Origin of the sequence: Corynebacterium liangguodongii (genome assembly GCF_003070865.1) — a bacterium.
Lineage (GTDB): Bacteria > Actinomycetota > Actinomycetes > Mycobacteriales > Mycobacteriaceae > Corynebacterium > Corynebacterium liangguodongii.
In genome coordinates, this window is sequence record NZ_CP026948.1 from 441854 (window position 1) to 466240 (window position 24387).

The 24387-nt window shown below is 65.3% G+C and carries 22 protein-coding genes and 2 pseudogenes; 18 read left to right on the top strand and 6 right to left on the bottom strand.

Going from position 1 to position 24387, the window contains the following annotated elements; translation table 11 throughout:
• Window positions 1-12 precede the first annotated feature (12 nt).
• Complete coding sequence (gene bioD, locus C3E79_RS02170; protein WP_108403434.1) at window positions 13-690, bottom strand: dethiobiotin synthase; 678 nt, start codon at window positions 688-690, stop codon at window positions 13-15.
• Window positions 687-1931 (bottom strand): adenosylmethionine--8-amino-7-oxononanoate transaminase, encoded by a 1245-nt coding sequence (locus C3E79_RS02175; RefSeq protein ID WP_179948330.1) that lies wholly within the window; start codon window positions 1929-1931, stop codon window positions 687-689. The genes bioD and C3E79_RS02175 overlap by 4 nt, the downstream gene beginning before the upstream one ends.
• Before the next feature lie 410 nt (window positions 1932-2341).
• Here C3E79_RS02175 and C3E79_RS02180 point away from each other — a divergent pair.
• From C3E79_RS02180 to C3E79_RS02190, 3 genes and pseudogenes are all read left to right on the top strand, one after another.
• Window positions 2342-2482, top strand: a pseudogene (locus C3E79_RS02180) (galactokinase); the annotation flags it as partial.
• A 114-nt stretch (window positions 2483-2596) separates the two neighbouring features.
• Complete coding sequence (locus C3E79_RS02185) at window positions 2597-2824, top strand: hypothetical protein (protein WP_179948304.1); 228 nt, start codon at window positions 2597-2599, stop codon at window positions 2822-2824.
• Between the two features lie 119 nt (window positions 2825-2943).
• Window positions 2944-4647 carry a DUF5635 domain-containing protein gene (locus C3E79_RS02190; protein WP_235840548.1) on the top strand — a complete coding sequence of 568 codons (1704 nt, stop codon included), beginning with the start codon at window positions 2944-2946 and terminating at the stop codon, window positions 4645-4647.
• Between the two features lie 75 nt (window positions 4648-4722).
• Here the strand turns inward: C3E79_RS02190 and C3E79_RS02195 are convergent, their stop codons facing one another.
• Both C3E79_RS02195 and C3E79_RS11780 read right to left on the bottom strand, forming a co-directional pair.
• Window positions 4723-5370 carry a helix-turn-helix transcriptional regulator gene (locus tag C3E79_RS02195; protein ID WP_235840558.1) on the bottom strand — a complete coding sequence of 216 codons (648 nt, stop codon included), beginning with the start codon at window positions 5368-5370 and terminating at the stop codon, window positions 4723-4725.
• Between the two features lie 141 nt (window positions 5371-5511).
• Window positions 5512-5727, bottom strand: a pseudogene (locus C3E79_RS11780) (helix-turn-helix transcriptional regulator); the annotation flags it as partial.
• 56 nt (window positions 5728-5783) lie between these two features.
• Between C3E79_RS11780 and C3E79_RS02200 the strand changes: the two are divergent.
• Entirely contained in the window at window positions 5784-6341 is a 558-nt protein-coding gene (locus C3E79_RS02200; protein ID WP_108403437.1) for a mycothiol transferase, read from the top strand.
• Window positions 6342-6445: 104 nt separating this feature from the next.
• The gene (locus tag C3E79_RS02205) at window positions 6446-9559 is read left to right on the top strand and encodes an error-prone DNA polymerase (RefSeq protein WP_108403438.1); all 3114 of its coding nucleotides are present in this window, start codon (window positions 6446-6448) and stop codon (window positions 9557-9559) included.
• A 57-nt stretch (window positions 9560-9616) separates the two neighbouring features.
• On the opposite strand, the gene C3E79_RS11730 is transcribed toward C3E79_RS02205, so the two are convergent.
• Together C3E79_RS11730 and C3E79_RS11735 are read right to left on the bottom strand one after the other, a co-directional pair.
• Window positions 9617-10417, bottom strand: coding sequence for a DUF3800 domain-containing protein (locus C3E79_RS11730; protein ID WP_341866414.1), 801 nt, complete (start codon window positions 10415-10417; stop codon window positions 9617-9619).
• A complete protein-coding gene (locus tag C3E79_RS11735) occupies window positions 10386-10583 on the bottom strand; it encodes a DUF3800 domain-containing protein (protein ID WP_328587436.1) in 198 nt (65 codons plus the stop codon). The genes C3E79_RS11730 and C3E79_RS11735 overlap by 32 nt, the downstream gene beginning before the upstream one ends.
• Window positions 10584-10808: 225 nt before the next feature.
• Here C3E79_RS11735 and C3E79_RS02215 point away from each other — a divergent pair, with 225 nt between their 5' ends.
• From C3E79_RS02215 to C3E79_RS02275, 13 genes are all read left to right on the top strand, one after another.
• On the top strand, window positions 10809-11291 hold the full coding sequence (locus C3E79_RS02215) for a PH domain-containing protein (protein WP_235840546.1): 483 nt from the start codon (window positions 10809-10811) through the stop codon (window positions 11289-11291).
• Entirely contained in the window at window positions 11291-12724 is a 1434-nt protein-coding gene (locus C3E79_RS02220) for a PH domain-containing protein (RefSeq protein ID WP_108403440.1), read from the top strand. The genes C3E79_RS02215 and C3E79_RS02220 overlap by 1 nt, the downstream gene beginning before the upstream one ends.
• Window positions 12618-13205: a TetR/AcrR family transcriptional regulator gene (locus C3E79_RS02225; RefSeq protein WP_108403441.1), complete on the top strand. Its 588-nt coding sequence runs from the start codon at window positions 12618-12620 to the stop codon at window positions 13203-13205. Before C3E79_RS02220 ends, C3E79_RS02225 begins: the two co-directional genes overlap by 107 nt.
• A gap of 133 nt (window positions 13206-13338) precedes the next feature.
• Entirely contained in the window at window positions 13339-14913 is a 1575-nt protein-coding gene (locus tag C3E79_RS02230) for a carboxyl transferase domain-containing protein (RefSeq protein ID WP_108403442.1), read from the top strand.
• 12 nt (window positions 14914-14925) lie between these two features.
• On the top strand, window positions 14926-16956 hold the full coding sequence (locus tag C3E79_RS02235) for an ATP-binding protein (protein WP_108403443.1): 2031 nt from the start codon (window positions 14926-14928) through the stop codon (window positions 16954-16956).
• Window positions 16957-16968: 12 nt separating this feature from the next.
• The gene (locus C3E79_RS02240) at window positions 16969-18129 is read left to right on the top strand and encodes an acyl-CoA dehydrogenase family protein (protein ID WP_108403444.1); all 1161 of its coding nucleotides are present in this window, start codon (window positions 16969-16971) and stop codon (window positions 18127-18129) included.
• 14 nt (window positions 18130-18143) lie between these two features.
• The gene (locus tag C3E79_RS02245; RefSeq protein WP_108403445.1) at window positions 18144-18653 is read left to right on the top strand and encodes a MaoC family dehydratase; all 510 of its coding nucleotides are present in this window, start codon (window positions 18144-18146) and stop codon (window positions 18651-18653) included.
• Window positions 18653-19495 carry an HpcH/HpaI aldolase/citrate lyase family protein gene (locus tag C3E79_RS02250; protein WP_108403446.1) on the top strand — a complete coding sequence of 281 codons (843 nt, stop codon included), beginning with the start codon at window positions 18653-18655 and terminating at the stop codon, window positions 19493-19495. Before C3E79_RS02245 ends, C3E79_RS02250 begins: the two co-directional genes overlap by 1 nt.
• A 2-nt stretch (window positions 19496-19497) precedes the next feature.
• Window positions 19498-21216 carry an AMP-binding protein gene (locus C3E79_RS02255; RefSeq protein WP_108403447.1) on the top strand — a complete coding sequence of 573 codons (1719 nt, stop codon included), beginning with the start codon at window positions 19498-19500 and terminating at the stop codon, window positions 21214-21216.
• A gap of 9 nt (window positions 21217-21225) precedes the next feature.
• The gene (locus C3E79_RS02260) at window positions 21226-21948 is read left to right on the top strand and encodes a CoA transferase subunit A (RefSeq protein ID WP_412778846.1); all 723 of its coding nucleotides are present in this window, start codon (window positions 21226-21228) and stop codon (window positions 21946-21948) included.
• A 6-nt stretch (window positions 21949-21954) separates the two neighbouring features.
• Window positions 21955-22602 carry a 3-oxoacid CoA-transferase subunit B gene (locus C3E79_RS02265; protein WP_179948331.1) on the top strand — a complete coding sequence of 216 codons (648 nt, stop codon included), beginning with the start codon at window positions 21955-21957 and terminating at the stop codon, window positions 22600-22602.
• A gap of 23 nt (window positions 22603-22625) precedes the next feature.
• On the top strand, window positions 22626-23399 hold the full coding sequence (locus tag C3E79_RS02270; RefSeq protein ID WP_108403449.1) for an electron transfer flavoprotein subunit beta/FixA family protein: 774 nt from the start codon (window positions 22626-22628) through the stop codon (window positions 23397-23399).
• A 10-nt stretch (window positions 23400-23409) separates the two neighbouring features.
• On the top strand, window positions 23410-24384 hold the full coding sequence (locus tag C3E79_RS02275) for an electron transfer flavoprotein subunit alpha/FixB family protein (RefSeq protein WP_108403450.1): 975 nt from the start codon (window positions 23410-23412) through the stop codon (window positions 24382-24384).
• Window positions 24385-24387 lie beyond the last annotated feature (3 nt).

The window sequence follows — 24387 nt, forward strand, 5'->3', positions numbered from 1 at the left end:
ATCGGCCCCACACTAAGACATCGCCCCGCCCACCGAAAAGGAGCCCAGCGCCCCGCGCGCCGCCTCGGTAAACGCGCCGGGCTCCAGCGAACCCATCCCGGCGGGCAGGCAGCCGATCAGCGGCACGCCGGTGACCACGGGCAGCTCCGCGACGTTGAGGCGCGTGGCCAGGTCGGGCTCCTGCGCGAGGGAACCGCCGATCAGCCCTAAAACGGTCAGGCCGCGGGCGCGGGCTGCCTCGACGGTGAGCTCGGCGGCGTTGAGGCTGCCGAGGCCGAGGGAGGTGACGACGATGAGGGGGGCGTTGAGGTCAGAGGCGATATCGGCAAGCGTGAAGGTATCGGCGAGGCGGACGAGGAGTCCGCCGGCGCCCTCGACGAAAAGGACGTCCGTGGTGGACTCGAGGCCGCGGAGCCAGGCGAGAAGCTCGGCGCGGTCGGCTTGGGGGATTCCGGCGCGGCGGGCGGAGAGGTTAGGGGCTAATGGCTCGGGGTAGCGGGCGAACTCGTGCGTCGTCACGCGGGCGAGCGAGGCCACGCTCGCGGCGTCGCCCGCGCCCTGCGGCTCCCCGGTTTGCAGCGGCTTGGCCACCGCCACGCGCCGCCCCGTCCCCTTGACCACGGAGGCTAAAGCGGCGGTGGCGACGGTCTTACCCACGTCGGTGTTCGTTCCCGTGACACAGATGATCATGCGGCTTCTCCTGCTTTGACGACGGCGTGGCTGATCCGCGAGATTTCTTCTTCTGTACAGATGTACGGGGGCATGGTGTAGATGAGCCGGCCGAAGGGGCGCAGCCACACCCCCTCGTCGAGCGCGGCGCTGGTGGCGGCGGCCATGTTGACCTCGTGGGGCATCTCGAGCACCCCGATAGCCCCGCGGACCCGGGTGATGCCGGGGGCGTCGGCAAGCCCGCGTCGCAGCCCCGCCTCGATGCGTGCGACCTGCTCCGCCCAGTTCCCTTCGGCGATCATGGCGGTGGATTCGGCGGCGACGGCGCAGGCGAGCGGGTTGGCCATGAAGGTTGGCCCGTGCATGAGTGCCGCCGGTTCCATGCCGCGCGCGACGCGATCGGTCGCGAGCGTGGCGGCGAGCGAGATAAACCCGCCGGTGAGCGCCTTGCCAACGCACATGATGTCGGGGACGACGCCGGCGGCCTGGGTGCAAAAGAGCACGCCGGTGCGCCCGAAGCCGGTGGCGATTTCGTCGGCGATAAGCAGGATTCCGTGGGCGTCACACAGCGCGCGCACCCCGCGGACCAGCTCGAGGTCGTGGAAGCGCATGCCGCCGGCGCCCTGCACGCCGGGTTCGATGATGACGGCGGCGATATCGTCCGTGACCAGAGAGGACATGTGCTCGAGGTAGGCTTCGCGCTCGCTTGCCGACGCCCCCTCGGCCGGCGGCGGGGGAGCGAAGACCTGCGCGGTGACGGCCGGGCCCCACATGGAGTGCATCCCGCCGACCGGGTCGCACACGCTCATCGCTTCGAAGGTATCGCCGTGGTAGCCGGAGCGCCAGGTAAGCAGCTTCGTGCGCTCGGGGTGCCCGGTGCCGCGGGAGTACTGCAGCGCCATTTTGATGGCCACCTCGACGGAGACCGAGCCGGAGTCGGAGTAGAAGACCTGGGAGAAGTCCCCGCGGGTGAGCTCTCGGAGGTTCTGCGTTAACCGTGCCGCCGGTTCGTGGGTGAGCCCGCCGAACATGACGTGGCTAAAGCGGTCGATCTGGTCCTTGGCGGCCGCGACGAGCCGGGGGTGCGAGTGGCCGTGGCAGGCCGCCCACCAGGAGCTCATGGCATCGATGACGCGGCGCCCGTCGGCAAGCTCGAGGTAGGCCCCCCGCGTGCCGGTGACCTCTATGGTGGGCTCGCCGGGGGCTGCGTAGGGGTGCCAGATATGGGCGGTGTCAACACGCTCGACTTGAACGCTGTTCATCTGGGGCATGGATCTAGGTCTAGCACGGGTGCGGGTCGGGTGTGGCCGCGCGCACTCCCGGGCGCTAGTATCTCGGGCATTTATTCCCAGATCGGAGCCGCGTTTGACCCATTTTGGGTGGGGCTATGACGGGACGTGAGAGCGGTGCGGTCGCCTTATCGCACGGCGAGTACCGCGCCGACCTCGCGCGCCTGGGGAACGATTGCCCCATCGTCCACCGCATGCACATGCGGGCAATAGTGTGAGGAAAGGTTTGGCATGGATTCTGCTCTGCGGCTCGACGCTGCGTGGCTCGATTACGCCATCATCGCCCTCTATTTTGCCTTCGTCCTCGGCATTGGCTGGGCGGCGCGCTCGAAGGTGTCGTCCTCGATAGACTTCTTCCTCTCTGGGCGCGGGGCGCGCGCCGGGAGATGGAGGAATTCCGCCGGCTCATGCGGGCCAGCCACGAATCGCTTCGTGATGACTACGAGGTGGTCACCCCGGAACTCGAATCCGCGTTCCAGGCCGCAGGTCGCGATGGCGCGCGCATGACCGGGGGCGGCTTCGGAGTCACCCACGGCACCGCCAACGCGTAGACGCGCATCACGAAGTCCTACCCGGGGCGCACGTTCTTCGTCCTCGGCTTCTACTCCAACCTCGCGATCGCCTGGATCGTCAACCCGGTGGTCCTGGGCTCGCTCGGTCGGCCGGCCCTCGTCGCCGCGCTCATTGCGGTTGTGTGCACCCCGCTGATCGCCGTGCTGACCAAGGGCAGGTACTACCGCCGCCGCAGCCATGGCGGCATCGAGGCGCCGCTTTTCGACGCCCACCGCAACCCCTCCGATGAAACCTTCACCTGCTGCGTGACCGGCGAGGAGGTGTTGCCTCAGGATCTCGCGCCGCGGGGGTAGGGCCTTAAGCGGCTGGGCCGGTTGAGTAGCGGCCTAATCTGTCACAGTTCCGACAGATCGGCGAAACAATGTTAGAATATGGGGTATCTATTCTGGCATTGTGCAGGTGGGAGGTTTGCGTGTTGGTCGGTTTCGGTGACCCAGGAGAGCGTCGCAGGGGGCTGGAGGAGGAGGTCGACGCCATCTTGCGATCGGCCTCGGATGGGCGCGTAGGCAAGATTCGCGAAACGCAGTCTATTGATTTCAAGGAGGAGGCGGGCCGCAGAAATGGTGCAGGTATTGAACCGGGTTCGCCACAAAATGGCGCGGCGGCGACGAAGCTTGCCGACGAAGTTGCATGCATGGCCAACACCCCAGGCGGTGGTGCCCTTATTGTCGGGGTGGAGGATAAGACCGGGGTAATTATCGGAACCGAGTTGGATATCGAATGGCTCCGGCAGCGGATTTATTCGGGAGTCGACGTGGCCCCCGATATCGTCGAAAAGCGAGTGGAAGGCCAGAGGGTTTTAGTCATCTTCGTTGCTCCAGCGCGTGAGCCGGTGGGGGATACGAGCGGAAGATTGCGCTGGCGGGTTGGTGATTCGTGTGTACCGGTAGATCGCTCCCAGTGGTGGCAGTTCCAGCGTGAGCACCAGGTGCTCGACGAGATGGCGCAGCCGACGGGCAAGACAATCGCAGACGTGCGTCCCGGTGCCATCGATATCCTTCGGCGTTCGCTCCCCCAGGCCGATGAGCTCACGACGGAAGAGGTAATGCGCCACCTCGGCGCGCTTGGCCCCGACGGCCGACTTAGTGCTGCTGGTGCTTTGGTATTTACGGCGCAACCGGCACCCGTGGTTGAGCTGACAGTCTTTGATGTCTTCGGTGGCGATATCAGCAATCGGGTAGTTAGCGAGCCGGGGACTTCAGTGCTCGAGCAGCTGGATCTCGTCGAAAGGTCGTTGCGTGTGGTGAATAGGAATGCCACACTCGTGAAAGGGTTTGTACACGATCCGGTACCACTGGTTCCGCACAGCGCGGTGCGCGAGGCGCTGCTCAACGCGTTGATCCACCGAGATTGGAACCGCAGCGAACCTGTAGATGTCCGCTGGATCGAGCTGGATAACACACTCATCGTGCGCAGCCCGGGTGGATTCCCGGCGGAAGTTACCTCCGAGAATGTCCTGAGCAATCGCTCTGCACGCTATCCGGCGCTCGCTGACTTGTATCGGGCGGTGGGACTCGTGGATAAGCAGGGGGTGGGCGTCGACCGCATGTACCAGTCCATGATTACCCTCGGCCACCGCCCTCCCATCATCGAGGAGGTTGCCGGCCCGTATGTTGAGAACACGCTGGTTGGTGGTCCGCCGGTGGTGGCGGTGCTCGATCTGGTCTCGCGCATTGTACCGAAGGCGCGGCAGAGGGACTACCGAATCGCAATCATCCTCTACCTCCTCATGTCCCGCGCCTTCGTGACGGAAGAGGCGGTGGCCCACGGGCTGCAGGCGGCCCAGGAGCAGGCGCGCAATGCCCTTGAAGCCGCCGCTCAGACGACGGTTGATGGTGAGCCCCTCGTTGAGCCTTATCGTCAGACGTGGATTCTCGGGCCTAGTTCGAGGGCTGTGCTGGCTGCTCGGCTTCCGTATCTCGGTACCGACCCCGCGACGATGGAGGAAGTGGCAATGTTGTGGCTCACCGAGGTGGGGGATGTAGCGACGAGCGATCTGGTGATGCTGTGCGATGTGTCCCGGGGGACGGCGAAAAAGTGTGTAGACACTCTGCTTGCCGACGGCACTATCGAGGCCGTCGGTGGGGGAAGGTCGACCCGTTATCGGCTGGCCTAATCTGTCACGGTTCCGTCGGATCGGCGAAATCGTGACAGAATAAGGGGGTCCTATTCTGACATTCCCCAGGTGGCGCTAACCCTGAGCAATCTCGTTGGCGTTAGCTGCGATGCGTTTCATCGCGTCACGGCACTCAGCGGCTTCGGGTGAATCAGGAAGAAGGATAGGCCGGCCTAAGTCACGGCTTACCCACAACAGATGCCACGCGAGATCATCCCACCGGTTTGCGCCGACCAGGAACCGGCACCCGTAGGGGGTCACTTCGAGTTCGGCGTGGTACGGAGCGGGAATCCTGTGAAGTATTTGTTGCTCGGTAGCCTCTATTTCGACGCGAAGAGTACATGAATAAAGCTCGCATAGGTCTTTTTCAAAGTTGCTTGGCGGCGCCACCCGTGGTGTGAACTGCCACGAAGTGACATGGAAACTTTCCATGCGATCCAGGCGGAAAACACGCCAGTCTTTCCGTGCGCGATCGAATGCTTGCAGGTACCACAAGGCTCCTTGTGTCATCAGTCTGTGAGGTTCTGCTTCCCGGTCAGTTTCTTCGCCATCTGCCCTGCGATATCTGAAACGAACAAGATAGTGATCCTGTTGCGCTCGAGCTAGTTCCTGGAGAAGGGTGATGCTGATTTCTGCTCGTCTACGCGGCAAGGCGTGGGTGGCGGCATTGAGCGTTGATGTTGTTGTGCGTAACGCAGGCGACATAACTTGTTCAATTTTCATCAAGGCTCGAAGTGCAGCCTCCCCTAGGAGATCGCCTCCGTTTGTGGCACCCATACGGAGGCAAGCGACCAAGGCAACTGCTTCTTCAGCGACTAGCAACAGCGGAGGCAGTTTACGTCCGGTCCCGAGGCGGTAGCCCCCATCTGTTCCACGGTCGGAATCGACTGGATACCCCATCTCTCTCAGTCGCGTGATATCTCTGCGAACCGTTCGTTCAGACACCTCCAGCCGGTCGGCTAGTTCCCGGGAATGCCACGTGTCACGGGATTGGAGCAGCCCGAGAAGCTGGAGTGCTCGGTGAGTCGCGTTCGTCATATGGATATTTTGCCAGTGGCAGAGGTCAAGATCTGTCCGCATTGTCGCTTAGCGTCTGTATTGCGTCATACAAGCAATCACTTCCGGGAGGAAAAAGGATGTATGTACCTAAGTTGGACGATGAGCGAGATACGCTTTGCAACTTCATTGATGACCAGCTCTCGTCTCTGCGTGCCAGTGCCTACGGTCTCGATGACTGTAAAGCCCGCGAAACTCCCTTGCGCAGCGAGCTGAGCATTAGTGGGATTATTAAGCACGTCACGTTCGTGATGAACCAGTCCTTGATAGCTGCGAAGGATACAAAAACAGACCAGTCAGATGAGGCCTTTTTTGATAGTTTCGTGCCGGGAAGGAGCGAAACCCTTTCCGACCTGTTGCGTGAGTTTGATCGCGTGCGCAGTGTTTATTTGAGTGCCTGCCGCGGGGGAGATCTTGAGTCCGAGATCTCTGTGGGGCCAATGCCGTGGTACGGAGTACATGAAACCCAGAAGGCCAGGCTGCGTTACCGGTATGTGCACGATGTAGAGGAGCTTGCCCGTCATGCTGGTCATGCTGACATCATTCGCGAGCAATTGGACGGCGCGAAAGCTCCCGAATTGATTGCGGCAGCTGAGGGGAGACCGGCGAACGAGTACGTCACCCCCTGGCGTTCGTAGTAAGACGATGAGCGGTTTTCCATCGGTGGGGGTGAAGCTGGAGCTCAAGTGCCCCAAGGTGAAAAACTAGAAAACACATTCGAAAACGGCTAATATTTTCCTCCATGAGGTTCAACGGTGGGGTGCCGCTGTCGTGGTCGCGGATGGAGCGCATCCTCTCCGGCCGCCCCGGGCCGGTGCCGGTGCCCGCCTACACGCAGAAGCCGGCTCCCCAGGAACGCACCGACCAAGCCCCCTTCGCCGAGCTGCACGCGGTGTCGGCCTACAGCTTCCTCGGCGGGGCGAGCGAGCCGGAGGAGATGGTGCGCCGCGCCAAGGAGCTCGGCGTCACCACGCTCGCGCTGCTGGACAGGGACGGTTTTTACGGGGCGGTGAAGTTCGCCGAGGCTGCTGCAGAGCACGGCATCAATACGGTCTTCGGCGCGGAGCTGACACTGGATGATCGCGTCCTGCCGGTGCTGGCGAAGGGGCCGGAGGGGTATCGGCGGCTCTCCCGCCTCATCGCACAGGCGCGCATGGCCACCCGGGAAAAGGGGGCCGTGGCCTACCCGCCGCTGGAGCTCATCGCCCACGAGTTGGCAGGCACCTGTATCGTGCTGGCGGGGTGGCGTTGGGTGAAGGAGCTCGACCGGCTGGTCGAACTCTTCGGCGATAACGTGGTGCGCGAGTACGAGGTGTCGATGATGCCGGAGGACGCCGACCACCACGCGGCACTCGATCGGTACCCGCACGTACCGGCGATTGTGACGGCGGTGCCGGGGGCGTCGACACGCGATGGCGCGCGCCTAGCTGCGGCGAAGCGCGCGCTGGCCAGGCGTGATTCGCTTGGTAGCGCCCACCCGCACCTCCACCCGATGGGAGCGAACTGGCTGCGCTCCGCCGCACAGATCGAGAAGATGCTGCCCGGGGCGCGCGGCAAGATCGACACGGCACTGGAGATCGGCACACAGTGCGCGTTTGCGCTCAACCTCGTCGCGCCGCAGCTGCCGTGTTACCCCACGCCGGAGGGGCATGATGAGATGAGCTGGTTGCGCAGCATCACGCGCGCCGGCGCCGAGATCCGCTACGCCACCCGGCCCGCCGAGATCCGGGACAAGGCGATGGCACAGATCGACTACGAGCTCGGCGTCATTGAGGAGCTGAACTTCCCCGGCTACTTCCTCATCGTCCACGACATCGTGGACTTTTGCCGCCGCGAAAACATCCTCTGCCAGGGCAGGGGTTCGGCGGCGAACTCGGCGGTGTGCTTCGCGCTTGGCATCACCAACGCGGAGCCGATCAGCGCGGGGCTGTTGTTTGAGCGCTTCCTGTCGCCGGATAGGGACGGGCCGCCGGATATTGACATCGATATTGAATCGGGGCGTCGCGAAGAAGCGATCCAGTACGTCTACGAGACCTACGGGCGCGACAACGCCGCCCAGGTGGCCAACGTGATCACGTATCGGACGAAGGGGGCGATTCGCGACGCCGCCCGCGCGCTCGGGTACGCGCAGGGTGCGGCGGATTCGTGGTCGAAGGGGATCTCGCGGCCACCGGAGGGCGTCGAAAAGCTTGCTAGCCAGCTCAAAGGCCAGCCCCGGCACTTAGGCATCCACTCCGGCGGGATGGTCATCTGCGACCGCCCGATTGCCGACGTCGTGCCGGTGGAGTGGGCGCGGATGGAAAACCGCTCGGTGGTGCAGTGGGACAAGGACGACTGTGCCTCCGCCGGGCTGGTGAAGTTCGACCTGCTCGGCCTGGGCATGCTCGAGGCGCTGCACCACATGATCGACCTCGTGCGCGACACCACGGGCCGCGAGGTGAACCTGTGGGAGCTCGACGTGACGGACCCGCAGGTCTACGACATGCTCTGCCGCGCCGACGCCGTGGGCGTGTTCCAGGTCGAATCGCGCGCGCAGCTCTCCACCCTGCCGCGGCTCAAACCCCGTTGCTTCTTCGACCTCGTCGTGGAGGTGGCCCTGATCCGTCCGGGGCCCATCCAGGGCGGGTCGGTCCACCCCTACCTGCGGCGTCGCGACGGCAGGGAGCCGGTGACATACGACCACCCGGTGCTGGAGAAGTCACTGGGCAAGACGCTAGGCATCCCGCTGTTCCAGGAGCAGCTCATGCAGATCGCCGTCGACGCCGCGGGCTTTACGGGCCGCGAGGCGGACGCTTTGCGACGCGCCATGGGCGCCAAGCGCTCGCCCGAGAAGATGGCGCGGCTCCAACGCCGCTTCTACGACGGCTGCTGGGCAACCCACCGGATCGACGAGGCCACGGCCGAGAAGCTGTGGGCGAAGATCGTCGCGTTCGCCGCCTACGGCTTCCCGGAGTCGCACTCGCAGTCCTTCGCCTCCCTGGTGTTTTTCTCCGCCTGGTTCAAGCGCTACTACCCGGCGCAGTTCTGCGTCGGTCTCCTGCGCGCCCAGCCGATGGGGTTCTACTCTCCGCAGTCGCTCATCCAGGACGCGCGCCGCCACGGCATCGAGGTGCTGCCCGTCAGCGTCAACGGCTCCGGCCGCGAGGCCCGCTGCGTGGACGGCCGCACCATCCGCGTCGGGCTCAACCTGATCAAGGGCCTTGGCGGCGCCGCCGCCGACCGCATCGAGGACGCGCAGCCTTTCACGGGCATCCCGGACCTCGCGCGCCGGGCCGACCTGCAGGTCAGCCACGTCGAGGCGCTCTCGCGCGCGGGCGCCCTCGACTGTTTCGGCGTGGACCGCCGCCAGGCGCTGTGGCAGGCGGGCGTGGCCGCCACCGAAAAGGACGGCATGCTGCCGGGGTTGTCCGCCATCGACGCCCCGGCGCTGCCCGGTATGAACGCCTTCGAGCTCATGGCCGCCGACATCGCGGCGACGGGGGTCACACCCGACAAGCAGCCGATGGAGCTTGTGCGCTCGGTCCTGCGCGAGCGCGGCATCTGCACCGCGGCCGACCTGCGTGGCGTGGAGGACGGCACTCGCGTGCGGGTGGCCGGTGTGGTTACGCACAGGCAGCGGCCGCAGACCGCCAGTGGTGTGACCTTTTTCGGGATGGAGGACGAAACAGGTCTCATCAATGTCGTTGTCTCCCCGGGACTGTGGAAGCGCCAGCACGTCGTGGCGCGCACGGCGAGGGCGCTCATCGTGCGCGGCATCGTGGAAAACGCCTCCGGCGCCGTCAACGTCGTGGCCGACAAGCTCGAGCCGCTCGAGGCGGGGGAGTACTTGAGCCGGGGGTCGCGGGATTTCCATTGATGATTTCTGCTCTCCGGACTTCCTTTGATGTGCTCGATAGCCAGCTCCGCGGAGAGATTAGAGTGTATCGCCTTTTCTTATGTCGTCTAGCTTTGCTTGAAACTCCGGGGAGCTAGCGTCTATGAGGCGTTGGTACATTCCCCCATTTTTGAGCCGCTTTCGTTCCTGCTGAGAATGTCGTCTTTGCTCGATCTCCCAGAACGGGGTGGCATTGACCAGTTGGTCAGGGAAGCATTTAGAGTCTTTGGTTTCAGCATTCGACCACATTATGGAGTTGGGAGTGGGTGTTGAGAGCTTGAATACCTCACGGCCTAAATCAACTGCCCAGGAAAACTCGGAGTGTTCCGCGAAGTGGTAGTCGGTAAGCCTACCTAGCAAGGCGCAAGTCCAGTCAGCCATCTGAACTGTGCTGTAGAGGTGACTTTCTGTTTGTAGGGGAACTTCTACGATGCTTCGGTTTTCTTTATTATTGCGAGAGTAGATTGTGGCCCCAAGCGTTGCAACGGCTCGTTCTCGGTTATCGGTATCGGTAGCATCCATGACCACCATGAGATGTTCGTTTTTGTTGGAGGCAAAGGTCCCCAGCCTGTTTATTGATTGGATGAGGCAGTGGTTTTCGCGGTCCTGAGAAGTTTCTTTTGTTTGGCTTACCGGGCCCAATGGTTTTTGCTGGCCGTAGAAGAAGATGTGCCCATCTAGGCTTCCAAGCTTGCGATAAATTCTTTGGAGGGCAGGAAGGATCTCATCGCTGTACTGATCGATGTTTGTCGTCGTGAGGAGGGCTGAACCTTTCTTTTCCCATTGCTCTGAGGGAATTTTGGAATGTTCAATTTCCCAAGCGAGCAGTTTTTCTTTGATGTATTTTTTCTTTGATGTATTTGAAGTAACCGCCTGCTTTTCTCACGTTGTCCGCGGGGAGTACGAAGCCCGCATATCCAAAACAAGGGTGTGTGTTGAACTTCTTGTGGTCGTGGCGGATGTATGGGCCCTGGTGTCCGAACTCATCAAGATAAGCAATAAGCATACCGATTCCTTTGTAATGCTCAGTGGCCAGATCGCGCGAGCGATCTGGCCACTGGAATTAGCGCGGTACGTGTGTTTCAACGCCGCCACTGCGTACATGAGCTTAGGGGAAAAACAGTGCTACGTCAACCCCTGGGATCGTTGAATTTACTGGTCGCCATGAAGTCTCTTCGTATGGTCTCAACGCGCCTCGGGGGCGGGATTTCCATTAGCTAAGATGGCACCTATGACGCGTGCGCTACCGAGATCTGTCGAGGAGATGAACCGGGTGTCCCCGCGCCTGATCATCCCTCAATACGTGGGCACACTGACGTGGGCACTCATCCTCGGTGGCGGCGCCGCCTACGCCTGCGTGCGCTGGGGAAAGTGGTGGCTCATCGCGCTCGGCATCGTCGTCGCACTCACCGTATGGAACCTCGTTCTCATCCCGCTGCGGGTGCGCGCGATGGGGTGGCTGGAGACAGAGGACGAGCTGATCCTGGCCAACGGACGGGTGTGGCGATCCATGACGGTCGTGCCTTACGGGCGCATCCAGTTCGTCGATGTCACCTCGGGCCCGATCGAGCGCGCGGCGGGGCTCAAATCCCTGGTGGTGAACACGGCGTCGACAACCTCGGTGTCGTCTTTGCCGGGAATTGAGGCCGGCGAGGCAGATGCGTTGAGGGACCGCCTCGCCGAAAAAGCCCGCGAGCGCATGAGCGGGCTGTGATGGAGAGGAAAGTCCACAGGCTCACGCCGCTTCTCAAGGCCTGGACCACGCTTGCCGCGCTGGCCGTGATTGCCGCGGTGAACTTCTACGAGCCGCTGGTGAACTGGGCCCGCGCGGAAGGGTTCGGCCTTGGGGATCTCGCGCGCGGGGTGGGGATCTTCGCCGCAGGCATCGCTGTGCTCTTCGGCATCTCCCAGCTGTGGTGGGCGAGGATGGGCTTCGGCATCGGGGAGGAAGAACTTGGCCTCAAGCGCGGCGTGGTGACAACGCACGTGCGCACCGCCCGTTTCGAGCGCATCCAGGCCGTCGACGTCGTCGAGCCCTTCGTCGCCAGGATCTTCGGCTTGGCCGCCGTGCGCGTCGAGGCGGCCGGTGGGGCGGATTCCGCCATCGAGATCGCCTACCTGCCTAAGGACGAGGCTGAGCGGGTTCGCGTGGAGATCATGCGCGCGGTGGCCCGCGAGGGGGCGGACGTAGACGCGGGCGCAGAAGACTTTCTGGTTTCCCCTGTGCCGATTCGCCGCACGCTGCTGGGGACGCTGCTGCGGGTGAGCACGCTTATCGCCGCCGCGTTCACGGCTATTCCACTGGCCACCAGCCTCAGTCCCGCGGCGGCAATCCCGGTCCTCATCGGTGTTTTTCCCTCGGTCTGGCGGATGGTCGATCAGTCCTGGCGTTTCCAGGCCGTGCGCGGAGACGAGGTTGTCACCGTCACCTACGGCCTTGCTAATCGACGCCGCCAGGCCGTGCCGTTGGACCGCATCCACGCGGTCTCGCTCACCCAGCCCCCGCTGTGGCGCCCGCTGGGCTGGTGGGAGGTCAAGGTCAACGTCGCCGGGTACAAAACTGCTGGCGACGGCGGGACGCTCACACTTCTGCCGGTGGGCACCCTCGCAGAGGCGCTCGCGGTCGTGCGCGCGCTAAGCCCGCTTCAGGTCGGTGAGTTAGCGGAGATCGACCCGGCCACGGCGGATGTGGACGTGCGCACCCCGCGCCGGGCGCGGTGGGTCTCACCGGTGGATTGGCACCGCCAGTCGCTTGTGCTTCGCGACGGCACCGCGGTGGTGACCTCCGGGGCGCTTTCGAGGCGCTACGCGGTGGTGGAGGTGCCCCACATCCAGGAGCTCACCTACACCCAGGGCCCGCTGCGCCGGGCGCTGGGTCTCGCGCACGTCCGACTCGACCTGGTGCCGGGGCCGGTCGGGGCCACCGTGCGTGATCTGGACTTCGAACGCGCACGGTTGGTCGTCGATACGCTGCGCGCACGCGCTCTGCCGCCGGTGGGCCGGGCGCCGATAGAGTTGGGATGTGGCGCAGAACAAGGAAATGGGAACGCAACGCCAGCGCGAGAAGGCGAAGACGCGTCGGGAGCTGCTTACGGCGGCGGCGGACATCATGGCGCGCAAGGGGTTTCACCAGACCAGGCTCGCTGACGTCGGGGCCGCCGTGGGCATTTCCGGCCCGGCGATGTACCGCTATGTCGAGAGCAAGGACGCGCTGCTGGCGGAGATTCTCGATGAAATTTCCGACCGCCTCATCGCGGGGGCGAGGGAAATTATTGATGCCGGGGGGCGTCGGGACGCGAGCGCTCGCGAGGTGATGGGGGAGCTCGTGGCGTTCCATGTCACCATCGGCGTGACCGAGCCCAACGTGGTCAGCGTGCAGGAAAGGGAGCTGAAGAACCTGGACCCGTCGAGCCAGGAGCTGGTGCGCGCCAAGCAGCGCGAGTACCTGGCGATGTGGACCGAGGTGCTCGAGCGGGCCGAGCCGGGCCTCGGAGCCGACGTGGCGCGGATGAGGGTGCAGCTTGGGGCCGGGATGATCAACTCGATCAGGTACGTGATCAAGCGCGCGGGGCCGGAGGTGGTGCGCGAGCACGCCTACCGGATGGCGATGAGCGCGCTGTTTTCTTAGGGAAAATAAAAATTTCCGCGAAACGTGTTGTGGGACACACTGCGACGGGTTAGATTGTTGGTCGAAACAAAGTTAATCACGATTAACTGAAGTTCCGGCTCACACCCACGACCCTTCAAAGGGGGGACAACCCTTGACCTCTCCACACGACAACCGCGAGCAGCACCTCGAGCTCGTGGAGGATCTCTCACGCGTCCTGCGCGAGACCGCGCGAGGCGGATCCGACGCCGCGCGCGAGCGGCACACCTCACGCGGCAAGATCCTGCCGCGTGAGCGCATCAACCAGCTCCTCGACCCCGGATCACCGTTTCTCGAGGTCGCGCCTCTGGCCGCCCACGACATGTACGGCGGCAAAATCGCGTCCGCCGGCGTCATCGCGGGCATCGGCATGGTCGAGGGCCGCACCTGCCTAGTCGTCGCCAACGACGCCACCGTCTCCGGCGGCACCTACTACCCGATGACGGTGAAAAAGCACCTGCGCGCCCAGGAAATCGCAGCCGACAACCACCTGCCGTGCATCTACCTCGTCGACTCCGGGGGAGCGATGCTGCTCAACCAAGCCGACGTCTTCCCCGACCGCGACCACTTCGGGCGCATCTTCTACAACATGGCCAACATGTCCAAGCGGGGCATCCCGCAAATCTCAGCCGTCATGGGGTCCTGCACCGCGGGCGGCGCCTACGTGCCGGCCATGGCGGACGAAAACGTCATCGTGAAAAACCAGGGCACCATCTTCCTGGCTGGACCGCCGCTGGTCAAAGCCGCGACGGGTGAGGAGGTCACGCCCGAAGAACTCGGCGGCGGCGACCTGCACTCCTCGATCTCCGGCGTGACGGACCACCTGGCGCTCGATGACGCGGACGCGCTGGCGCGGGTGCGACGCATCGTCGCCACGTTGCCGCGCGACAAAAAGCCCGCCTGGGACGTCATCGAACCGGTCGCGCCCACCCGTGCGCAGGACGAGCTTTACGACGTCGTCCCGGTCGGCAGCCGCGACCCCTACGACGTGCGCGACGCCATCGAGATCATCGTCGACGGAGGCCAGTACGACGAGTTCAAATCCGAGTACGGCACCACCTTGGTCACCGCGTTCGCGCGCATCTACGGACACCCGGTCGGAATCGTCGCCAATAACGGCATCCTGTTTTCCGAATCCGCGCAAAAGGGCGCCCACTTCATCGAGCTGTGCGACCAGCGCGCCATCCCGCTCGTGTTCCTGCAAAACACCACCGGGTTCATGGTGGGGCGCGAGTACGAGGCCGGGGGCATTGCCAAGCACGGCGCAAAGATGGTCAACGCCGTGGCCACCACGCGCGTGCCCAAGTTCACCGTGGTCATCGGCGGCGCGTTCGGCGCCGGCAACTACTCCATGTGCGGCCGCGCCTACTCCCCGAGGTTCTTGTGGATGTGGCCCAACGCGCGGATCTCCGTGATGGGCGGCCCGCAAGCCGCGATGACCATGTCCACGGTGCGCCGCAACCAGATCGAGCGCTCCGGCGGGCAGTGGAGCGCGCAGGAGCAGGAGGACTTCGAGGCTCCCATCCGCGAGCAGTTCGAGCGCGAATCCCACCCCTACTACTCCTCCGCTCGCCTGTGGGACGACGGAGTCATCGACCCGGCCGACACCCGGCGCGTCCTGGGCCTCGCCCTCGACGCCGCGGCGAACGCCCCGCTTGACGACGCCGGCTACGGCGTCTTCCGGATGTAGGAGACAACGACCATGAACGCAACCCACATCGACACCGTTTTAGTGGCCAACCGCGGCGAGATCGCCTGCCGCATCATCCGGACCCTGCGCGCCGCCGGCGTGCGCTCGGTGGCCGTGTACTCCGACGCGGACGCCGACGCCCGCCACGTGCGCGAGGCCGACGTCGCGGTGCACATCGGCGCCGCCCCGGCGCGCGAGTCCTACCTCGTGGCGGAGAAGATCCTCGACGCCGCCACGCGCACCGGGGCGCAGGCCATCCACCCCGGCTACGGCTTCCTGTCGGAAAACGCCGAGTTTGCCAAGGCGTGCGAGGACGCCGGCATCGTCTTCATCGGCCCGCCGGCGTCCGCCATCGAGATCATGGGTGACAAGATCTCGGCGCGTGCGGCCGTCGAAAAGAGAGGCGTGCCCACCGTGCCGGGGATCTCGCGGCCGGGTCTAAGCGACGCCGAGCTTCTCGACGCCGCCCCGGGCATCGGCTTTCCCGTCCTGATCAAGCCCTCCGCCGGCGGCGGGGGTAAGGGCATGCACCGCGTCGAAGCTATCGAGGAGATGGCCGAGGCGCTGACGCGGGCGCGTCGAGAAGCGGCGGGCGCCTTCGGCGACGACACCCTCTTCGTCGAGCACTTCGTGGACACCCCGCGCCACATCGAGGTGCAGATCCTCGCCGATACGCACGGCAACGTCATCCACCTCGCCGAGCGCGAGTGCTCGCTGCAGCGCCGCCACCAGAAAGTCATCGAGGAAGCGCCTAGCCCGCTTCTCGACACCTCCACCCGCGCCGCGATCGGCCAAGCCGCCTGCGATGCCGCGCGAGCGGTCAACTACGTCGGCGCCGGAACCGTGGAATTCATCGTTCCCGCCGCGCGCCCGGGCGACTTCTACTTCATGGAAATGAACACGAGGCTGCAGGTGGAGCATCCCGTGACCGAGGAAATCACCGGGCTTGACCTCGTCGCGCTGCAGCTGGCGATCGCGCGCGGTGAGAAGTTGCCGCTGACCCAAGACGACGTGCGGCTCGACGGCCACGCGATGGAGGCCCGCATCTACGCCGAGGACCCGGCGAACGGGTTCTTGCCCACCGGCGGGGTGATCTCGCGGGTGATCGAGCCGACGGGCGAGCACGTGCGCGTGGATTCGGGCGTGAGCGACGGCGCGGAGGTCACTTCGCTGTACGACCCGATGCTGATGAAGGTCATCGCCCACGGCGCCGACCGCGCCCAAGCGCTGGAGCGTCTCGACGCCGCCCTGGCCAACCTGGTCATCACAGGGGTGGGCGTGAACACCGACTTCAACCGCTACCTGCTCAGCATCGACGAGGTCCGCTCCGGTGCCTTGGATACCGGGCTGCTGGATCGGGTGGCCGGTGCGTACGAGCCCAGCGAAACGCCCACGGACGTGCTCGGCCTGGCCGCGCTCGAGCTGCGCTTCTCCACCCGCCTTAGCGAGCGCCGCGGCGCCTGGGCCACCGCCGACGGGTGGCGCCTGAGCGGGGGACATCCCTTCACTGTCAGGCTCGCCGACACGACCGGTGAGTACCTCGTCTCCGTCGTCGAGGACGCCGCCGATCCGGGCGTGTGGATCACCGACGTCGAGGGCCGCGAGACAGAACGCATCGAGGCGCGCCGCCGCGCGGACGGGTTCAGCGTGGTCGCCGGAGGCGTGCGCCGCGACGTTCGCACCAGCGTTCAGGGTGCAGACGTGCAGGTCAGCAGTCCCGCAGGGACCTGGCTGCTGGTCAAATACGACGCGGGCCGCGCGGCGGCCGAGAAGGAGTCGGGTTCGGCCACCACGCTGGTCTCGCCGATGCCGGGCACCGTCATCGTCCACTCCGTCGCAGAAGGCGCGCGGGTGGAACCGGGCGTCGCCGTGCTCGCAGTCGAGGCGATGAAGATGGAGCACGTCTTGCGCGCTGAGGTTGCCGGCACCGTGGCGTTTTCCTGCCAGGTCGGCGAACAAGTCCCCGGTGGCCTCGTGCTGGCGACCATCACCCCCGACGAAGACCCCGAGAACACCGAGAACCCCGTAGCAACCGACAAGTAAAAGGACACCACCATGAGCGAGATCAACATTTCCCACCTGCCCGAAGAATACCGCGAGCTGCGCAGCATCGTTCGCGAATTCGCTAACGAGGTCGTCGACCCCGTTTCCTACACACACGACAAGGAGCACAGCTTCCCCTACGAGGTTGTCGCACAGATGGGGGAGATGGGCCTGTTCGGCCTGCCGATCCCCGAGGAGTACGGCGGGATGGGAGGCGACTACCTGCTGCTGGGTTTGGCTCTCGAGGAGCTCGGGCGCGTGGATCAGTCCGTGGCCATCACGCTCGAGGCCGCCGTGAGCCTGGGTGAAATGCCCATCCTGCGCTTCGGCACCGAGGAACAGAAGCAGGCCTACCTGCCGGAGCTGGCCTCCGGCAGCGCGCTCGCCGGGTTCGGCCTGACAGAGGCCGGGGCCGGTTCGGACGCGGGCGCGACGCGCACCACCGCCACCGAAGACGGCACGGACTTTATCGTCAACGGCTCCAAGCAGTTCATCACCAACTCCGGCACCGACATCACCAAGTTTGTCACCGTCACCGCAGTGACCGGCCAAAAAGACGACGGCAAGAAGGAAATCTCCACCATCATCGTGCCCACGGACACCCCCGGCTTCACCGCCGAGCCAGCGTACGACAAGGTCGGGTGGAACGCGTCTGATACCCACCCGCTGACCTTCAGTAACGCTCGGGTACCGCAGTCCAACCTGCTCGGGCAGCGCGGCCGCGGCTACGCCAACTTCCTGTCCATCCTGGGTGAGGGCCGCGTGGCCATCGCCGCGTTGTCGGCCGGTGCGGCGCAGGGGTGTGTGGACGAGAGCGTCAAGTACGCCAAGGAGCGTACGTCCATGGGGCGCAAGATTTCCGAGTTCCAGGCGATTTCCTTCACCATCGCGCGCATGGAAGCGCGCGCCCACACCGCGCGCCTGGCCTGGATGGACGCGGCCGCGAAGATGGTTGCCGGCGAGGACTTCCGCAAGGAGGCGTCGGTAGCCAAGCTCGTGGCCTCCGAGGCGGCGATGGACAACGCCCGCGACGCCACCCAGATCCACGGCGGCTACGGGTTCATGAACGAGTACCGCGTGGCGCGTCACTACCGGGATTCGAAGATCCTCGAAATCGGCGAGGGCACCAGCGAAGTCCAGTTGATGCTCATCGCCCGCGGGCTCGGGCTCTAAGGGCGGGTGCGGCGATGACAACGACACCGCGAACCGTCGAGCAGCGAGGGCTGTGGTTCGAGCAGTACGAAGAAGGCGTGCGCTACCTGCACCGCCCGGGGCGCACCGTGACCGAGACCGACGACGTGACGTTTACCACCCTGACCATGAACACCCAGCCGCTGCACTTAGATGCCCACTGGGCGTCCAAGCAGCCGGGTTTCGGCGGGAAAAGGCTGGTCAATTCGATGTGGACCTTGTCCACGGTGGTGGGCCTATCGGTCTCCCAGCTCACCTTGGGCACGATCGTCGCCAACCTCGGGTTTAGCGAGGTTTCCTTCCCCAACCCGATGTTCCACGGCGACACCTTGTACGCGGAGACGGTGTGCACCGGCAAGCGCCTGTCCGCCTCCCGCCCAGGCCAAGGGATCGTGCACCTCGAGCACATCGGACGCAACCAGCACGGCGACGTGGTGTGCAAGGCGGTTCGCTCCACGCTGGTGCAGTGCGCCCCGGCGGGACACACGTCAGGGGAGGAGGGCTGATGAACACCCCGTGGTTGCCGGCGGGCCCGGCACTGCTGTTTACCCCCGCGGACCGCGCGGACCGCTTCGCCACCGCGCTTGAGCGCGCTGACATGGTCATCCTCGACCTCGAGGACGGCTGCCGCCCGGAGAACAAGCAGGCTGCGCGGGAGAACATCACCGCCAGCGGGCTCGACCCGGCGCGCACCATTGTGCGGGTCAACCCGAGCGCGACAGAGCACTTCGCTAGAGATCTCGCAGCCATTTCCGCTACCGCGTACCGGCAGGTAATGCTGCCGAAGGCCGAAAGCGCGAGCGACGTGAGCGCGCTTCTCGCCGCCCTGCCTGACGCGCAGGTCATCGCGCTTATCGAAACCCCGCGAGGGGTGCTTCGAGCCGACGAGATCGCCGCGCACAACGGCGTGGTCGCGATGTTTTGGGGCGCGGAAGACTTAACCGCGGGGTTAGGCGGGTCGTCGTCACGCCACGGCGACGGCACCTACCGCGACGTGCCCCGCGCGGCGCGGGCCTGGGTGCAGCTCGCGGCGGCCGCGAACGGCAAGGCCGCGCTCGATTCCGTCTACGTCAACATCGGTGACCTCGAGGGGTTGCGCGCAGAAGCCGCCGATGCCGCCGCGCTGGGCTACGCGGCGACGGTGTGCATCCACCCCTCGCAGGTTGCTGTGATTCGCGAGCAGTACCGCCCCAGCGACGACGAGGTCGACTGGGCGCGGCGTCTGCTCGCCGAGGCCGAAAACAACCGCGGGGCCTTTGCTTTTGAGGGCCGCATGGTTGATGAGCCGCTGTTTCGCCAGGCGCAGTCGATCGCTCGCCGCGCCGCTAATAAAGGAAAGGCCAACTGATCATGACCACAGACACCACTGAGACTTTTACCCCCAAGTTCGAAGCAACCGCCTGGGGTTCCATCGCCATCGACGAGCACGGGCGCAAGCTTTCCTGGGTGCGCGGCCAGACAATCGAGCAGGGCGCGCCGCCACTGCTGACCCAGACGCTGGGCCAGATGCTGCGCGAGGTTGTTGAGAGGTATCCGCAGCGCGATTGCATCGTCGACGTCTACGCAGACGTGTCCTTTACCTACGAGCGCTTCTACAACCGCGTGCTGAGGCTTGCCTCAGCGCTTGTCCGCCAGGGCCTGCGCAAAGGCGACCGGGTGGCCATCTGGTCGACCAACCGGTGGGAGTGGATCATCGTGCAGTGGGCCTGCCACCTCGTCGGCCTGATCCTGGTCAACATCAACCCGGCGTACCGCCAGTCCGAGTTGAACTACGTGCTGGAGAAGTCCGGTACCAAGGTCGTCTTCGCCGCGCCCCGGTTCAAGGACTCCGACTACCGCTCCATGCTCAACGAGGCCCGCAAGCAGCGCGGAGTCAACGTCGAGCACGTGATCTACTTCGGCTCAGCGGACTGGTTCGACGCGATGCACGGCGAGATCGACGACTTAAGCGCCCACACCAGCAAGCTGGACGCCGACGACGCGATCAATATCCAGTTCACCTCGGGTACGACGGGCTTTCCCAAGGGCGCGTCGCTGACCCACAAGAACATCCTCAACAACGGCTTCTTCGTGGCCGAGCACCAAAACATCACCCACGAGGACCGCGTCGTGGTGCCGGTGCCGTTCTTCCACTGCTTCGGCATGGTGATGGGCACCATCGGGGCGTTCTCGCACGGCGCGACGGTGATCATCCCCTCGCCGTCGTTCAAGGCCCGCGAGACGCTCAAGGCGGCGCAGGTAAGCAAGGCCACCTCGCTGTACGGCGTGCCGACGATGTTCATCCAGGAGCTCGAAGAGGCCCACGACCACGACGAGTTCGGCAGCCCCTACAAGCTCGACAGCCTGCGCACCGGCGTGATGGCGGGCACGTCGTGCCCGTCGAAGACGATGCGCGACGTGATGACCAAGTTCGGCATGACGGAGGTGACCATCTGCTACGGCATGACGGAAACCTCGCCGGTGTCGTTCCAAACGCGCGCGGATTCGCCCGAGGACAAGCGCGTCAACACCGTCGGGCTGATCCAGCCGCACCTCGAGTGCAAGCTTGTCGACGCCTCCTCTGACGCTCCGCTGGGCGTCGGCACACAGGGCGAAATCTGGGTCCGCGGCTACTCGGTGATGAAGGGCTACTGGGAGCACGAGGAGAAGACCGCGGAGGCGATCACCGAGGACGGCTGGATGCGCACCGGCGACCTGGGCACCTTCGACGAGCAGGGCTACCTCTCGGTGACGGGCCGACTCAAGGACATGGTGATCCGCGGCGGGGAGAACATCTACCCCCGCGAGATCGAGGAGTTCCTCTTCACCCACCCGGACATCGTCGACGCCCAGGTCATCGGCGTGCCGGACGAGAAGTACGGCGAGGAAACCATGGCGTGGATCATCCTGCGCGACGGTGCGGACCCGATAACTGCCGAGGACATCGCCGAGTTCGCCCAGGGCAAGCTGTCGCGCCACAAGGTGCCGCGCTACGTGTACACCGTGACCTCGTACCCGATGACGGTCAGCGGCAAGGTGCGCAAGATCGAGCTGCGTGAGATGGCCCCGCGCGTTTTAGGGTGGGTGTAGGACGTGGCGCTGAACAAGAAGATCGCCCGTGATGAGCTCGACGAGCTGGTCGCGGACACCGTGCGCGACGGGATGGTCGTCGCCGTCGGCGGCTTCGGGCTCAGCGGCAACCCGTTTGAGCTGATCCGCTCGCTTTCGCGCGTGGGTCGCACAAACCTCACCATCGTGTCCAACAACATGGGCATCGACGGCGTGGGCCTCGGCATCCTGCTGGAAAACTCACAGGTGAAAAAGGTCGTGGCAAGCTACGTCGGGGAGAACAAGGAGTTCGCCAGGGCCTACCTCGCCGGCGAGTTGGAGGTTGAGTTCACACCGCAAGGCACGCTCGCCGAGCGGTTGCGCGCCGGGGGAGCGGGAATCCCCGCGTTCTACACGGCAACCGGGGTGGGCACCGAGATCGCCCGCGGCAAGCCCACCGCGCTTTTCGACGGCCGCGAGTACGTGCTTGAGCGCGGAATCGTCGCCGATGTCGGCCTTGTCCACGCTTTCGCCGGCGACGTGGGAGGAAACCTGGTCTACCGGCGTACCGCGCGTAACTTCAACCCGCTGTGCGCCGAGTCCGGGGTGGTCACCATCGCAGAGGTGGAAACGCTTGGCCCGCTCGGCTCCATCGACCCGGACGCGGTGATGACCCCGGGCGTCCACGTCGACCACATCGTCGAGGTGGGCACAGGCGACAAGCCGATTGAGCAGCGCACCGTGCGGCCCAAGCCAGCGGAAAGGGAGAGCTAGATGGATATCGGATGGACCCGCGACGACATGGCGGCCCGTGCCGCCGCCGAGCTGCGCGACGGTGACTACGTCAACTTGGGAATCGGGATTCCCACGCTGGTGGCCAACAACCTGCCAGAAGGCGTGGATGTGATCCTGCAAAGCGAAAACGGCATCCTCGGCATGGGGCCGTTCCCCTACGACGGCGAAGAGGACGCGGATCTCATCAATGCGGGAAAGCAGACGGTCACCCTGCGCCAGGGTGCAGCGGTGTTCGACTCGGCGACGAGCTTCGCCATGATCCGCGGCGGCAAGGTGAAGGTCGCCATCCTCGGCGCGATGGAGGTCGCCCAAAACGGCGACCTGGCCAATTGGATGGTGCCGGGCAAGATGGTCAAGGGCATGGGCGGGGCGATGGACCTCGTCGCCGGCACACCTCGGGTCATCGTGCTCACCGACCACGTGACCCGCGCCGGCGCGCCGAAGCTGCTGCGCGAGTGCACCCTGCCGCTGACGGGAAAGGCGGTGGTCGACCGGATCATCACCAACCTGGGCGTCTTCGACGTCGACGGCGACCACTTGGTGCTGCGCGTCCTCGCGCCGGGCGTCAGTGTCAACGACATCGACGAGGCGACAGAGGCGGCGTACGTCGTGGACGAAAACCTAGAGACTTAGAAAACACCGACGAGGAGAATCCGATGCGCATAGCAGTGCTGGTCAAAGACGTCCCCGACACCTACGGGGAGCGCGGCCTTGACCTCGAAACCGGGCTGACCGAACGCTCCGGGGATACCGTGCTCGATGAAATTGCCGAACGCGCCGTGGAGGCCGCTCTGGTGCTGGCGGAGGCTGTCGGGGAGGCGAGCGTTCACCTCATCAGCGTCGGCCCGGAGGCGTCGGAAAGCAGCGTGCGCCGCGGTCTCGCGATGGGTGCGGACGCGGCCGTGCTGGTCAGCGACGCCGCACTGGCCGGCGCCGATCTCGGGCAGACGGCGGAGGCGATCGCGGCGGTGCTGTCGCGCGAGGAGTTCGACCTCGTGGTCGCCGGCAACTACTCCACCGACGGCAACGCGGGAGTGGTGCCGACCATGGTCGCGGAGCTGTTGGGCTACCCGCAGCTGACCAACGTCGCCGACATGGCGGTAAGCGGCGGTGAGATCACGGCCACGCGCACCATCGACGACGGGCGAATGACGCTGAGCGCGCAGCTGCCGGCGGTGGTGTCTGTGACGGAGGCGTTCCCGGAGCCGCGCTACCCCAACTTCAAGGGGCTCATGGCGGCGAAGAAGAAGCCGGTGGACAAACTCACCCTGGCCGATCTCGGCATCGACCCGGAGGATTTTTCCTGGGCCAAATCGATCATGCTCGAGGTCGCGCAGCGGCCGCCGCGCGAGGCCGGGACCATCATCACCGACGACGGCAGCGCCGCCGAGCAGCTCGCCGACTACCTAGCGGCCAACCGCCTGATTTAAGGAGACCACCATGGACCAGCCTGCAATTCTCGTCGTGGTCGACCGCGGCAGCGACGGCGCGCTCGCACCCTCGGCCGCGGAACTGATCGGGGCGGCAAGCCTCGTCGGCGAGCCCGTCGCGCTCGTCGGTCTCTGCGCCGACGAGGCTGACGACGCTGTCTCTGAGCAGCTCGGCGGCTTAGGGGCGAGTCGCGTGCTCGCCGCGCGTATCGACACCACCACCCTCACTGTCCCGCTTGTCGACGCCGCCGTCGCCGCCGAGGCGCATGTTTCACCCGCCGCGATTGTGTGCGCACACTCCATTGCGGGCCGTGACGTTGCGGCGCGCCTGGCGGTGCGCCTGCGCCGCGCCCTCAACGTCGATGCCACGGCCCTGCGCCGTGACGAGCTCGGCCTGGTTACCGATCACTCCGCGTTCGGCGGCACGTACCAGGCTGTGGCGGCGTCGACCCACGACGCGCCCGTGGTCACCATGCGCCTCGGCGCCGTGGACCACCGCGCCGAGCCGGCAACCCCGGGCGTTGAGACGCTCGAGGTCACCGCCTCCGGGGCGCGCGCGGCCACGGTGACGGCGGTCGAGGCGGCGAGCGCGGACGGGTCGCGCCCCGACTTACGTAGCGCGCCGCGTGTGGTCTCCGGGGGTCGCGCGCTGGGCTCGTCGGAGGAGTTTGAACGCATCGTTGGCGGGCTCGCTGATGCCCTCGGTGCTGCCGTGGGTGCCTCGCGCGCCGCCGTGGACGCGGGTTACGTGGCAGCCGCCCACCAGGTTGGCCAGACCGGTGTCGTTATCTCCCCGCAGCTCTACATAGCGCTGGGCATCTCCGGCGCGATCCAGCACCTCGCGGGCATGCAAACCGCGGACACGATCGTGGCGATCAACAAAGATCCCGACTCTCCCATCTTCCAGATCGCCGATTTCGGCATCGTCGGCGACGTGTTCGAGGTTGCGCCGAAGCTTATCGACGCCCTTCAGAAACGAAAGTAGGAG